This window comes from Clostridium tertium (assembly GCF_017873245.1).
In the GTDB taxonomy this organism is placed as follows: Bacteria; Bacillota; Clostridia; order Clostridiales; family Clostridiaceae; genus Clostridium; species Clostridium tertium.
Window position 1 is genome coordinate 24434 of the sequence record NZ_JAGGJY010000014.1, and the last position, 14091, is coordinate 38524.

General features: G+C 27.0%; 11 protein-coding genes. 9 read left to right on the forward strand and 2 right to left on the reverse strand.

Going from position 1 to position 14091, the window contains the following annotated elements:
• Positions 1 to 268 precede the first annotated feature (268 nt).
• Positions 269 to 922, forward strand: coding sequence for a tRNA (guanosine(46)-N7)-methyltransferase TrmB (gene trmB, locus J2Z25_RS14400; protein ID WP_008677221.1), 654 nt, complete (start codon positions 269 to 271; stop codon positions 920 to 922).
• A 101-nt stretch (positions 923 to 1023) separates the two neighbouring features.
• Here trmB and J2Z25_RS14405 read toward each other — a convergent pair whose 3' ends face one another.
• Entirely contained in the window at positions 1024 to 2310 is a 1287-nt protein-coding gene (locus tag J2Z25_RS14405) for an aminotransferase class V-fold PLP-dependent enzyme (RefSeq protein WP_209741090.1), read from the reverse strand.
• Between the two features lie 143 nt (positions 2311 to 2453).
• Here J2Z25_RS14405 and J2Z25_RS14410 point away from each other — a divergent pair, with 143 nt between their 5' ends.
• Together J2Z25_RS14410 and J2Z25_RS14415 are read left to right on the forward strand one after the other, a co-directional pair.
• Positions 2454 to 4193 (forward strand): hypothetical protein, encoded by a 1740-nt coding sequence (locus J2Z25_RS14410; protein ID WP_209741091.1) that lies wholly within the window; start codon positions 2454 to 2456, stop codon positions 4191 to 4193.
• A gap of 10 nt (positions 4194 to 4203) precedes the next feature.
• Positions 4204 to 4821 carry a DUF4397 domain-containing protein gene (locus J2Z25_RS14415; protein ID WP_209741092.1) on the forward strand — a complete coding sequence of 206 codons (618 nt, stop codon included), beginning with the start codon at positions 4204 to 4206 and terminating at the stop codon, positions 4819 to 4821.
• A 34-nt stretch (positions 4822 to 4855) separates the two neighbouring features.
• On the opposite strand, the gene zupT is transcribed toward J2Z25_RS14415, so the two are convergent.
• Positions 4856 to 5632 carry a zinc transporter ZupT gene (zupT, locus tag J2Z25_RS14420; RefSeq protein WP_008677226.1) on the reverse strand — a complete coding sequence of 259 codons (777 nt, stop codon included), beginning with the start codon at positions 5630 to 5632 and terminating at the stop codon, positions 4856 to 4858.
• A 434-nt stretch (positions 5633 to 6066) separates the two neighbouring features.
• Between zupT and J2Z25_RS14425 the strand changes: the two genes are divergently transcribed.
• The 6 genes from J2Z25_RS14425 to J2Z25_RS18915 all read left to right on the forward strand — a co-directional run bounded on the left by J2Z25_RS14425 (position 6067) and on the right by J2Z25_RS18915 (position 14011).
• Positions 6067 to 6897 (forward strand): alpha/beta hydrolase, encoded by an 831-nt coding sequence (locus tag J2Z25_RS14425; RefSeq protein ID WP_209741093.1) that lies wholly within the window; start codon positions 6067 to 6069, stop codon positions 6895 to 6897.
• Positions 6885 to 7913, forward strand: coding sequence for an acyltransferase family protein (locus J2Z25_RS14430; RefSeq protein ID WP_209741094.1), 1029 nt, complete (start codon positions 6885 to 6887; stop codon positions 7911 to 7913). The genes J2Z25_RS14425 and J2Z25_RS14430 overlap by 13 nt, the downstream gene beginning before the upstream one ends.
• Positions 7914 to 8011: 98 nt before the next feature.
• Positions 8012 to 8533, forward strand: coding sequence for an ECF transporter S component (locus tag J2Z25_RS14435; RefSeq protein ID WP_008677231.1), 522 nt, complete (start codon positions 8012 to 8014; stop codon positions 8531 to 8533).
• Positions 8534 to 8721: 188 nt separating this feature from the next.
• Positions 8722 to 9576, forward strand: a complete 855-nt coding sequence (locus tag J2Z25_RS14440; RefSeq protein WP_008677233.1) for a patatin-like phospholipase family protein — start codon at positions 8722 to 8724, stop codon at positions 9574 to 9576.
• Positions 9577 to 9705: 129 nt separating this feature from the next.
• On the forward strand, positions 9706 to 10875 hold the full coding sequence (locus J2Z25_RS14445; RefSeq protein WP_209741095.1) for an exonuclease SbcCD subunit D: 1170 nt from the start codon (positions 9706 to 9708) through the stop codon (positions 10873 to 10875).
• A gap of 1 nt (position 10876) precedes the next feature.
• Positions 10877 to 14011, forward strand: coding sequence for an AAA family ATPase (locus tag J2Z25_RS18915; RefSeq protein WP_209741096.1), 3135 nt, complete (start codon positions 10877 to 10879; stop codon positions 14009 to 14011).
• Positions 14012 to 14091 lie beyond the last annotated feature (80 nt).

Genomic DNA, 14091 nt, shown 5'->3' on the forward strand with positions numbered 1-14091 from the left:
TATTATTCTATATAATTTATCTTTATTCTGTATTATAATGCAATTATTAGTTAATTATAGCATATTTGTAAATGTCTCACTCTTAACTTTTCACTAATAAATTGCTTCATGATTTATAATTTCAGTAAGGTATGAAATAAATGACATTTTAATAAATAGTGGCTGCCAATTCAACATCTTTAAATTAGAAGGAAGGATATTTATATGTTGTATATGATATATAAAATCTGTATAATGATTATGAATTATAATATATGGAGTGAAGAACATGAGATTAAGAAAAAAGCCATGGGCTAGACCAGAATTAGAAGCATGTAATTTTTTTATAACTAATCCAAGTGAAAATAAAGGAAAATGGAAACAGTCATTTGTTAATGATAATCCTATATACTTAGAACTAGGATGTGGAAAAGGAACATTTATAGCTGTTCATGGATCAGAAAATGAAGATATAAATTATATTGCTATTGATATCAAAGATGAAGTATTAGTGTTAGCAAAAAGAAATATAGAAAAAGCGTATGAAGATAAAAATAAAGAAATAAATAATTTGAAATTAATGGCTCAGGAAATTGCCTTAATTAATGATATTTTTAGTGAAGAAGATGTAGTAGATAGAATATACATAAATTTCTGTAATCCTTGGCCAAAGGAAAGACATAAAAAAAGAAGACTTACTCATACTAGACAGTTAGAAAACTACAAAAACTTCTTAGCAGAAGATGGAGAAATATACTTTAAGACAGATGATGATGAGTTATTTGATGAATCTATAGAATATTTTAAAGAAGCGGGATTTAATATTGAATATATTACATATGATTTACATAAAAGCGATTTTGTAGGAAATGTTAGAACAGAGCATGAAAATATGTTTAGTGAACAAGGAATAAAGATTAAGTTTTTAATTGCAAGTAGATAGAAAATAATAAAAAGTTAAGTAAAAAGCCTCATTATGAGAGGCAGTGTAATTTAAATTTTAATTACACAACTTTTACTTAACTCTTTTTATTATAAAATTATTTAATTTCTTAGTTTACATATTAAATCAACAGTATTTAAAAATATATCAACTTCTTTTATTGAGTTATATAGTCCAAAGCTTGCTCTTACCATACCAGGCATTTTGCAAGTTGAATCTACTAAATGTCTACCTGCTTCCAAATCCGTTAATCCTAATAATCTTTTTACATAAGGATGGGCACAAAAAGCACCTTGCCTTACAGCTATTGCTCTAAGATTTGCTAGTAATCTAGCTACCTCAGCATTATACATTCCATCTATATTAAAAACTACTATACCTAATCTATCTGATATATTTTTATTATCACCATAGGTGATAACTCCATTAATGCAGTTTAAGCCATCTAGTGTTCTCTTTAATAGTATTTTTTCGTTTTCTTCAATGGTATCAAATCCTATATTTTTTAATTCTTTCATTGCTTGAACTAATGCAATAGCACCAAAAAAATTAGGACTACCAGCCTCATCTTTTTCAGGTGGAGGTAATAGAACTTCCGAGTTATCTAACACAGCTTCTACAGTTCCTCCTCCTTTAAAATCGGGATATAGTCTTTCAAAGTCTTCTTTTAGTCCAACAATAGCACCACTTCCAAATGGAGCATACATTTTATGAGCAGAAAAAACTAAAAAATCTATTGAATCAGCATTTATATCAATTTTTTTATGAGCCACTATTTGAGCACCATCTACTATTAGTTTGGCGTTATAACTATGAACAAGTTTAGAAATATAAGATAAATCATTCATATATCCAGTTACATTTGAAGCAGCAGTAATTGTAACATATTTAACTAATCCACTATATTTGTCTAGTAAGTATTGTAACTCATCTAGCTTTAGTCTGCCATTTTCATCTACTTCAATATATTTTAAATTACATTTTCCTCTCCAAGGGAGGTCATTAGAATGATGTTCCATTCTTGTAGTGATGATTATATCATTTTTATTTTCTATCAATATATTAGATAGTCGATTAATTCCCTCAGTAGTGTTATTTACAAATATAACAGTATATTTGTCTTTGGAAGCATTAAAAAAATCTAATATATAATCCCTGCAGTTACAATATTGTTTAGTTGAGTATTCTGACTTTTGTCCAAGGCCACGGCCAATTGATCCATATAATTCGCATGCTTCTGTAATTTTATTTATAACACTATTAAAAACTGGTGTTGTTGCAGCATTATCAAAATTTATTGGTATTATTTTATTATCATCTAATATAGGAACTCTTTTATTAAGACCTATAAATAAATCTCTTAAAGAATTATTTGTTGAATTACTCATAGCATTACCTCCCATATATTCTATTCACTTACTTGACGTAGTGTGCTATTAAAGTAAAAAGTAGAGGGTTCTAATGTGATATCAGGAAACATATATAAATATATAACATATAAATATAATGAAATATTTTTTGGAGGAAATATATGTATTATAATAATTTAAATAGACATCGAGAAGAGGATGAAGATGATGATTTAAAATTTATTCCTTTAAATATAAAAGAGCCTTTTTCAGAGAAAGATTCTAACTGGTTTCCAATTGTAAACATGAATTCACCAAATATAAATCATATGACTAATAATTTTATATTAGGATTTTCTAACTCAGCAGATGGTGAAATGTTAGATGAAAACTTTTTAAAAACAATAGATTATGTACCAAATGTTAATTATAGTTATACAGACGAAAATTACTTTAATACTTACGAAGCAGGTAATTTGTCAAGCAATATACCAGGTAACATGCAAGGCAATATGACGGGTAACATGACAGGTAATATTTCAGGTAATAACTATAATCAAGGCTTCTCTCAAGGTGGTGGATTTTTACCAAGTAATATGTTAAGTAATAGCAATATTAGTGGAATGAATAATCAAAGTGGTACTAGCTTTGGTAATAATTTTGATTTAGAATATCCATCAGAAACGCAAGCAGAAGATTTATATTCATATAATAAGGAAAAAAACTGTAATGGTGCTACTTTAGGTAATGGTAATATGGAAAGTGGTGGTATTACAGGAAATATGAATACTGCAGCTACAGGAATGAATAATAACATGGGAAATATGAATACTGGGGCAGCAGGAATGAATAATAACATGGGAAACATGAATACTGGAGTTACAGGAATGAATAATAACATGGGAAATATGAATACTGGGGCAGCAGGAATGAATAATAACATGGGAAATATGAATACTGGGGCAGCAGGAATGAATAATAACATGGGAAATATGAATACTGGGGCAGCGGGAATGAATAATAACATGGGAAATATGAATACTGGAGATACAGGAATGAATAGCAACATGTGGAATATGAATTCTGGAATAACAGGAATGAATAGCATGTGGAATATGAATTCTGGAATAACAGGAATGAATAGTATGTGGAATATGGGGGATGGATTTACAGGAATAAATGCTACTATGGAAAATATGAATGTTGGAATAACAGGAATGGATAACATGTGGAATATTAATACAGGAACAAATGATAATATAAATAATATGTTTGAAGAAGGTTATCAAGGCAGTTTAGAGCAACAATATATTCCATTTAGCAATTTTAGCAATTTTAATTTAAACCCAAATAATCAATTTATAGGAGAAACTAATGGGAATAGTAATAATACATTTACAGGTGATATAAGTGGAGGAAATACTACTGCATTTCCAAATAACATGGATATAAATTATAACGATTCTGAGCCTAATTATGTATCAACTAATATTCAAAATATGAATCCTTTAAATATGGGACCAAACTATACAATACCTGAAGGTTTTAATATGAATAATACCAGTAGCCAAACAGGAACTTCAACTGCATCAAATCCTAAATTTGATAACTCATATAATTCATTTGAGAAGTTAAATGATTATATGAAAACTTATGAAAAAAGTGGAGTTATAAGATCTGATAAAGAGATAGAAGATCCTCCTCATATGGAAATATTAAGAGAGTTAGATTTAGGAAGCGAATATGATAGCATATATAGGGATGATAAGAGTAAAGAAATAGACAGTATTTTTAAGAAAATAGAAGAAAATCATGTAGCTATAATATCAACTTTAAAGGCTTATAGAATTCCATATCCAATAATAAGTTTATTAGTTAAAAAGATAATAAAAATAACCTTAGAGCATTCTAATAAAGAGTGAGGTGAAAAATATGTTATTCCGTCAGAACTTACCTAACTTACAAAGTAAAATAAGATTCTTACATGCAATTCCTTCATCACCTGCTGTAGACATTTATTTAGATGGGAGTTTATTTGTAAAAGATTCACCATTTTCTAATATATCATGCTATGAAAGTGTAGCACCAGGAACTCATGAACTTCAGTTATATATAACAGGAACCTATGATACCCCATTATTTACAAGAAATATAGATATTTTACCTGATACTAGTTTGACAGTTAATATAGTAACTAGCGGTGGTGGAATTAGTATATTAGTCTTGAATGATGTTAATGTAAAAGGTAATATGACACTCTCTTTTTTGAGATTTATTAATTTATCATCTAATGCTCCTTTAATGTCTTTATCATTGCCCAATAATATAGTTTTATTTGATAATGTCGAGTATTTGGAAACTACCGGATATTTACCTTTATCTCCAGGAATTTATAACTTAAAGGTTACTTTTTCAGCTATAGCTGGATTAGAAAAGTATATAAATGAAAGGAGATTACAAAATGGAAGGTATTATACCATATATATAATAGGCCTATTAAATAGGCAACCACAAATTGGATATATTATGGTTGAAGACGGAAGGGATTAAAAAATGACTGTATCTTTCAAGATACAGTCATTTTTTAATGAACATAAATATGGCTTAATGGAATTATACATATTCCTAAAAAAATTGAAAATAAATAAATCTTATGATACCTATATTGTCTTGATGCTGGTATAAGCTCAGCAAAAGAAATATAAAGCATTATTCCTGAAACCATAGCAAATATTATAGCAAGTATTATTTCATTTATATAAGGTCTTAAAAATAAGAAGGCTAATAAAGCTCCAACTGGTTCAGCAAGGCCAGAAAAAAGTGTATATTTAAATGCTTGATATTTGCTTTGGGTGGAGTAATATATAGGCATAGCTACCGAAATACCTTCTGGAATGTTATGAAGAGCTATTGCTAAAGCTATAGATATTCCAAGTGTAGTATTTTCATATCCAGACACAAAAGTAGCAATACCTTCTGGAAAGTTATGTATCATTAAAGCTATCATTGATACAAATCCAACTCTATAAAGTTTACCTGATGGTTCTGATGGATTAGCTTTAGGTTCATCTGGAATAAACTTATCTATTAATAATGCTACAAATGCACCCGATAGCAAAAATAAAATTGATAAAAGAACTCCATTTAATTTGCCATTATACTTGCTGAGTGTTTCTTCAGCAGAGACAAATAAATCAGTAAAGGATACTGTTATCATTACACCTGCAGAAAAAGCTAGTGCAAATGTTATAAGTTTTTTATTTTGAGACTTAGAAAAAAACACAATAAAAGCCCCAATTACTGTAGATAGACCAGCCATTAAAGAAAGTAATAATGGAATAAAAGATTGATTGCTTAACATAAAAGTACCTCACAAAGTTATTAGTATTTTAAACGATATGTTTCAATAAATAATCCATATAATCAAAATTAGTAGTACATAGATTAGCTAGTACACTTGCAAGAAAATGGCAAATTGAAAGTATAGATTATTTAATTTTTATATCAGTTACTAAACTATTAACTTTATTTATAAACTATCTAAGTACTTATAGTTTAGTTAAATATTTACTGTAACTAATACATTAATAAATATATTAAAAGAAAAAATATACTATGCAATATATAGAAAATTTTATAATATATTTTATGTATTATTAGTTAAGTATATTTAATATCCATATGTAGTGAAGTTGGTTTATAGGAAATAAATGTTTTTATAAATAGTGAAGTATTGTAAAATAATAATCTAGCCATATAAATTAAGTTTGCATTTTTAATTTTAGGGGAGGTAGTATGATAAATAATAGAATAGAAGAAAAGGTTGCAATGATACCTATAATGTATAAGGTTTTATATGAAAATATACGAAGTAGAAGAAATAATTTTGAAAATTTTAAATATGGGGAAAATATAAAACAGTATTATAGGACTTATAAAGGTGATAAAAATAAACCTATAATATTTTTTATTCATGGAGGCGGATGGTGGCATGGAAGTCCTAAGACATCAAGTTGTATTGGAAAGTTTTTTAACGACTTAGGATATAGTGTAGTTCTTCCAGCATATAGGCTTGCACCTTTATATAAACATCCAACTCAAATAGATGATGTTTTTATGGTTTTAAAAGACTATTTATCAAAAGAAAATGATATTAAAAATAAGGAAATTATAGTTATAGGATTTTCAGCAGGTGGAGAGCTTGCAGCTAATATAGTTTTCAATGTAAAGAAACAAAAAGAATTTGGTATAAATAATGATATTTTTAAAGGATTAATTACATTAGCTGGTGTGTTGGATTTTGAAAAATGTACTTCTAAACATTCTATAACATTAATTGAAAATTATATTGGTAAGGATAGTTCTTTTAAAGAAATGAATCCTATAAATTTGTTAAAAGAAAGCAATAATATTCCTACTCTATGTCTACATGGAAATAAGGATCCTCTAATCAACTTAGAAAATTCTATTAGCTTTGTAGATAAGATAAATAGTTTAAATGGAAATGCTAAATTAATAATTTTAGATGGAAAGTATCATTCTGATATAATATCACTAGTAATAAATAAAGGAGAAAAGGAATCTAAAATAATTTTAGATTTTATAGAAGATATATGGAAAAATTAAAAAAAAGATATTATTTATTAGATAATTTAAAAGTTATATTAATATTCTTTGTAGTTTTTGGTCATGTAATTGAGTACTATATAAATGATAATAGTATATTGATGACTTTATATATTTTCATATATATTTTTCATATGCCTCTTTTTATTTTTATTTCAGGATATTTATCAAAGAATTTTTATAGAATGAAAAGAAAGGCAATTAGAAATTTATTGATACCTTATATAATATTCAATATGATTTGGTACACTGCTGTATATATTGGTACAAGAAGAGCAATGTTTTCTGTACTTTATCCAGGATGGACTTTATGGTACTTGTTAAGTTTATTTTTTTGGAGAATAACATTAAAATATTTAATAAAGTTTAAACATATTTTATTACTTAGCTTTATAGCAGGAGTTTTAGTTGGATTAATACCTAGTATAGGAAGTATTTTATCAATTTCTAGAACCATTGTATTTTTACCTTTTTTCTTACTTGGATATTATACAACAGAAGAGCACTTAGAGAAAATTAAATCTTTCAAAAGTGAGTACGCAATTACAGGGATACTAGTATTTCTATTAGTAGCAATTTATATAGTTAAAAATGATTTGTTTAACTATAAGTTCTTATATAACTCATATTCATACAATGCTTTAGAAGTTTCATTATTTGAGGGGACTATATTTAGAATTTTCCTTTATTTTGGAGCAATAATATTTAGTATTTGTGTTATAAATTTAGTTCCAAGGAAAGAACAATTCTTTTCTAAAATAGGAAAGGCAACTATGAATATATATGTTTTTCATATTTATTTGGTAATGTTAGTATATTTCTTTATACCAAAATGGAATATTGGGTTATTGCAAAATATTTTAATTTTGATAAGTCCGTTTATTATAATCTTTATTTTATCTAGAAAAAAGATTAATAAAGTTTATGATGGATTATTTTATCCAGTCAATATAAGTATTGATACTGGAAAGAAGTCTATTAAAAAATATAAAAAAATAAACAAAAAAGCTCATTAATTTATTTAATGAGCTTTTATTTATAAAAAAAATATTTACAAGTAGATATATTAATACTATACTAGTGTATATACATTAGTAATCAAGGGGGATTTTATATGGAAAGTAGAGAAAAAATAAGAAAAATGGTTTTTGCAGCTGTTTTGACTGCAATTGCAATTATAATTCCAACTCAATTCGGATTTTTAAAAATAACAATAGGACCTTTCACAGCAACTTTAGCATCACATGTACCTATGTTTTTAGCAATGCTGATATCACCTGGGGTAGCAATATTTGTTGGAGTAGGATCAGCACTTGGTTTTTTTATAACAACTCCATTAGTAGTTGCAGCTAGAGCATCTATGCATATAATAGTTGGATTTGTCGGAGCATTAATAATAAATAAGGATAAGAACTTTAAGAAAGCAATTGCTATAACATCTCCTATTCATGGAATTCTAGAAGGTCTTATAGTGATACCATTTGGTTTTTCAGTTTATCAATTTATAGTAGTAGTAACAATAGGTACTATTCTTCATCACTTTGTTGATGGGGCAATATCATATGCTTTAGCAAATTCTTTAGCTAAAGCAAGAAGAAAAAACATATACGATGTATTTTCAAGTGAAGCTGCATAAAATATTTAGAATATTACTTATAAAAAGTCTGTTGAGATATTAACAGGCTTTTTTTTATTATGAAGAATTATAATCAATTCAAATTCACATTATTAATTAAGTTTATATTTTTTTATTTTATATAAAGTGATATAATTTTAAATTAATGGAAATATTACGATATAATTATATGATTTGGAGGAATTGACATGGAAAGTACATCACTTATTCTAGAAGGTGGAGGAATGAGAGGGGTTTATACTGCAGGTGTGCTAGATTTATTATTAGATAAAGATATAGATATAAAATATTGTGTGGGAGTATCAGCGGGAGCCTGCAATTGTGTTTCATATATTTCAAAACAACATAAAAGAAATTATAGAGTAAATCTTAATTATATAAATGATAAAAGATATTTAAGTGTTAGTAATTTAATTAAAACTGGTTCAGCTTTTGGAATGGATATGCTTTTTAATATTATACCAAATGAATTAGAGCCTTTTGATCATAAAAGATTTGAAAGTTCAGGCGTTAAATTTATCGTTGGAGCAACAAATTGTGAAAATGGTAAAGCTGAATTTTATAATATTAAGGATTTTAACGATGGTTACGGATATGATGCATTAAAAGCTTCTATTTCATTACCATTAGTTGCAAAGATAGTTGATTTTGACAATAAAAAATTAATGGATGGTGGAATAGCTGCACCAATACCAATACAAAAAGCTATAGATGATGGGATAGAAAAGCATATTGTTGTTTTAACTCAACATAAGGGCTATAGAAAGAGTAAAACAAAAATAATGCCAATAATAAAAAGAAAGTATAAAAAGCATCCAGGACTTATTAATGCTATGGAAAATAGATATAAAATATATAATGAAACATTAGAGCAATTAGATAAGTTAGAAGAAGAGGGAAAATGTTTTGTTATAAGACCAAGTAGTCCATTAGATGTTAGTAGATTTGAAAAAGATAAAAATAAGTTAGAGGCTATTTATAATAAGGGATATGAAGATGCAAAGGCTATATCGGAAGATCTAATAAAATTTCTTAATAAATAGTTTTTAAATGAAGTTAAAAGAGGAGTAATTACAAAAAAATTACTTCTCTTTTTTTATATGAATAAATATGAATTTACTTTACTATGATATAATTAGCATATATTAAGTAAAGTATTTTGAGGTGATTTTATGAAGATTTTTCATATGGGAGATTGGCATATAGGAAAACTTGTTAATGGATTTTATATGACAGAAGATCAAGAATTTATAATAGAGAAAATTTATGAAGCAATTAAAAAGGAGAAACCGGATGTAGTTGTTATTGCTGGAGATTTATATGATAGATCAGTTCCACCAGTTCATGCTGTTGAATTGTTAAATAAAACTATGAAAAAAATAGTTAAGGATTTAAATACTAAAGTAATAGCATTAGCAGGAAATCATGACAGTAATGAAAGAGTTGAATTTGCAAGCTCATTATTATGTGATAGTGGTTTATACATAGTTGGAAATTTAAAAAGAAAAATAGATAAAATAGTCCTAGAAGATGAATATGGAAAGGTTAATTTTTATCCAATACCATATGTAGATGTACCAGTTGTTAGAGATTTGTTTGAAGATGAAAATATAAAAACTCACGATTTGGCTATGCAAAAAATAATTTCTGAAATTCTAAATGATTTTAATGAAGATGAAAGAAATATTGCAGTAGCTCATGGGTATGTAACTCAAATGAAGGAAGATAATTTTGAAGCTTTAGAGGAGAGTGACTCAGAAAAACCTCTTTCAATAGGTGGAACAGAATATATAAATTCCAAACACTTTGAAAAGTTTAATTATACAGCACTTGGACATTTGCATGGACCACAAAAAGTTGGAAGTGATAGAATAAGGTATTCAGGCTCCCTAATGAAATATTCATTTTCAGAAGTAAAGCAAAAAAAAGGAATCACTATTGTAGACATAGATGAAAATGGAGATGTAGATATAGAAATTTACGATTTAAAGCCAAGAAGAGATTTTAGAATCAAGACTGGTACATTAGATGAAATTATTAAAGGATTTGATAATTCGTCTGAAAATTATGATGATTACATTAAAGTGATACTAAAAGATAAGGGTGAGCTTTTAGATCCTATGGCAAAGCTTAGAAGTATATATCCAAATGTTATGGAACTTACTAGAGAGGAAAGAGTTTCAAGAAATAGTAGTAGAAATGTAGCAACTAATATAAAAGAAAAATCTAAAATAACTTTATTTAAGAATTTTTATGAAGATATAATGGGTGAAGGTTGTAGCGAAGAAGAGATAAATGTTATAGAAAAAATAATAGAAGCATCAGAAAAGGGGGGAGAGTAAGGTGAAGATAAGAAAACTTATAATAACAGGTTTTGGACCATATGCTGAAAGACAAGAGTTAGATTTTGAATCAAGTCTTGATGGGAAAAATATGTTTGTTATAACAGGAAATACTGGAGCAGGAAAAACTACAATTTTTGATGCTATAAATTTTGCTTTATATGGAGAAGCAAGTGGTAGTGAAAGAGATGGGAAAAATTTAAGAAGTGACTTTGTCGATAAATCAACTCCAACAGAAGTAGAACTTTGGTTTTCACTTAGAAATAAAGAGTATTATATAAAGAGGTCACCACAATATTTTAGAGCTAAACAAAGAGGTGATGGATTTACAGAAAGTAAGCCTTCTGCTGAAATAAAAATTGGAGATAAAACAGTATCAGGACCGAAAGAAGTTACTAGATTAGTTGAAGAAATACTAGGAATTACATGCGAGCAATTTAAACAATTAGTTATGATTCCACAAGGTGAATTTAAAAAATTATTAAATTCAGATAGCGACAAGAAAGAAGAAATTTTTAGAAAGATTTTTGGAACTAAGGTTTTTGCAGATATACAACAAAACATAAAATTAGAGGCCAATAATCTTAAAAAGTCTATAGAACAAATACAAAGAGATAGAGAAAATAGAATTAAGGCATTTGCATGCAAAGAGGATGATGACGAATTAAGAAGAATTGTAAATGCTAAGGATTTGAACATAGAATTAATACTTTCAAAATTTAAAGATGCTATAGATAAAGATGATGCAGAAGAAAATATAATCAAAGAAAAGTTAAAAGATATTAATATAGAAATTAATAATATTTCAAAAGAGTTAGTTTTAGCAAATGATATAAACAAAAAGATAGATAATCTAGAAAAGTACAAATGCGATTTAGATAAATTAAATTTATTAAAGCATGAATATGAAGTAAAAAGTATTAAATTAGAAAGTGGAAAAAAAGCTGTAACAGTTCTAGGCTTTGAAGATAAATATAAAGAGAAAAAATTATCCTTACTGAAAGCAGAAGAAAGTTTAAGAAAAAGTATAGAAAATTTAAATAAATATAAAAAAGAATTTGATGATGCAGAAAGAAAACTAAAAATAGAAAATGAAAAGGAAGATTTAAAAAACGATTTACGAAAAAAGATTGATGAAATTGAGAAGTTAAAAGAAAAAGCTTCAATTTATCAAAGTAATAAGGAAAAGCTTGATAAGCTAATGAAAGAATCTCAATATATTATCGAAAGAATAAAGCAAATCGATATAGATAGAAATAAGAAGAATGACTTATTAAAATTATTATCAGAAGAGCTAGAAAATATAAATAAGCTAAAAGAGGAAAAAAGTAATTTAGATATAAAAGAAATAAATTATACATCTAAACAAGAAAAACTCAATAAGCTTTTAAGTGCTTTAGAAAAATGTAAATTAGAAAGTCAAAGACATGTAAAGGGAACAGCATTTTATGAAAATGCAGATAAAGAATATAATGATAAGAAAAAAAATTATGAGAAGCTAGAAGATGCTTTTAGAAGAAATCAAGCAGGAATATTAGCTAAAGGGCTAATAGAAGGAAAAAATTGCCCTGTTTGTGGATCTATTCATCATCCAAAGCTTGCAACTATTGAATCAGGTAATATAAATGAAGCTGCTGTAAAGGAATCAAAAGCATTAGCTGACAAGTTTTATGAAAAAAGAGAATCTTATTATAGGGAGCTTACTAAAATACAAGCAGAAATAAGTTCACTTAAAGAAGAAACAATAAAACCTATATTTATAGAAGTTTTTAATAAAGAAGAGTTTAATGATGATATTGAGATATCTATAGAAAAGGTTAAATTTGAACTAAAATATAATTACAGTCAGTTAGATAAAGTAATTAGTAGAAAAAAAGAAATTGAAAAGGTAGTATCACTAGAATTAACTAAATTAAAGCAAAAGGAAGAAGTAGAAAAATATACTGAGGAATTAAGGATCGATCTAGAAAATAAAAATAAAGAACTATTAGCAAAAGAGGGAGAATTAAAAACTCAAGAAACTAATCTACAAAATATAGTTGATGAATTCAAAGGAACTATAAGAAGCGTTAAGGATTTAGAAGAAGAACAATTAAAAGTAAAGTGTACTCTTGAAAAGTTAAAAGAAGATTATCTAAAGGCGGAAAAAAACTTTAATAATATAAAAACTATTTATGATAAAGAAAATGGTAATAAGAGTTCCCTAGAGAAAGTAACTGAAAATGCAAAGTTAGAGCTAGATGATGCTTTAAAGCTGTTTAAAGAAAAAGTTCTAGAATTAGGATTTGAAAATTACAATGACTATTCTTCAACGAGAATGACACAAGTAGAAATTGATGAGTTAGAAAGAGATATAAATAAGTTTAATATAGATTTATCTAATGCAGAAAGAGTTTATAATTTATCTTTAGAAGAGTGTAAGGATTTAAATAAAATTGATGTGAGAAATATAGAAGAAGCTTTAAAAGTTAAAAGTAATGAAAAGATTAATTTAGAGAAAGCTGAAAAAGAAATTTACTTAAGAATAAGCCAAAATAAAAGAATTGTTGGAGAATGCATTAATTATAGTAAATTAATAGAGGCAGATGAAGAAAAATATAAGACCGTAGGTAAATTAGCAAAAGTAATAAATGGGGATAATCCAAGAAAAATAAGTTTTGAGAGATATGTTTTAGCAGCATATTTTGAAGATATAATTGAAGCTGCAAATATTAGATTCTCACAAATGACTTGTAATAGATTTGAGCTTTTAAGAAAAGAAGAATTAGGAGATAAAAGAAAAGGGCAAGGATTAGATTTAGAAGTGTTTGATAACTATACAGGTAAATCTAGAGATGTAAAAACATTATCAGGAGGAGAATGCTTTAAAGCATCATTATCTATGGCATTAGGACTTGCAGATGTAGTTCAAAGTTATTCAGGTGGCATACAACTAGATACTATGTTTATAGATGAAGGCTTCGGAACCCTAGATCCAGAATCCCTTGATTCAGCTATAGAATGCTTAATAGACCTACAAGACGATGGAAGAGTGGTTGGTGTAATTTCCCACGTTCAAGAACTAAAAGATAGAATAGAAACTAAGCTTGAAGTAAGCTCAACAAATAAGGGAAGTAAGGCTGTCTTTAAAGTTTAGCTATAAGTTATTTTGCGAAGCAAAATAGTTAAAAAATGAAAGAATTAAGAAATGAAAGAATTAAGGAGGTTTTGCTCTGC

Coding starts and splice junctions, on each gene's coding strand:
- trmB (WP_008677221.1), top strand. CDS start 269: ATGAGATTAAGAAAAAAGCCATGGGCTAGACCAGAATTAGAAGCATGT.
- J2Z25_RS14405 (WP_209741090.1), bottom strand. CDS start 2,310: ATGAGTAATTCAACAAATAATTCTTTAAGAGATTTATTTATAGGTCTT.
- J2Z25_RS14410 (WP_209741091.1), top strand. CDS start 2,454: ATGTATTATAATAATTTAAATAGACATCGAGAAGAGGATGAAGATGAT.
- J2Z25_RS14415 (WP_209741092.1), top strand. CDS start 4,204: ATGTTATTCCGTCAGAACTTACCTAACTTACAAAGTAAAATAAGATTC.
- zupT (WP_008677226.1), bottom strand. CDS start 5,632: ATGTTAAGCAATCAATCTTTTATTCCATTATTACTTTCTTTAATGGCT.
- J2Z25_RS14425 (WP_209741093.1), top strand. CDS start 6,067: ATGATAAATAATAGAATAGAAGAAAAGGTTGCAATGATACCTATAATG.
- J2Z25_RS14430 (WP_209741094.1), top strand. CDS start 6,885: ATGGAAAAATTAAAAAAAAGATATTATTTATTAGATAATTTAAAAGTT.
- J2Z25_RS14435 (WP_008677231.1), top strand. CDS start 8,012: ATGGAAAGTAGAGAAAAAATAAGAAAAATGGTTTTTGCAGCTGTTTTG.
- J2Z25_RS14440 (WP_008677233.1), top strand. CDS start 8,722: ATGGAAAGTACATCACTTATTCTAGAAGGTGGAGGAATGAGAGGGGTT.
- J2Z25_RS14445 (WP_209741095.1), top strand. CDS start 9,706: ATGAAGATTTTTCATATGGGAGATTGGCATATAGGAAAACTTGTTAAT.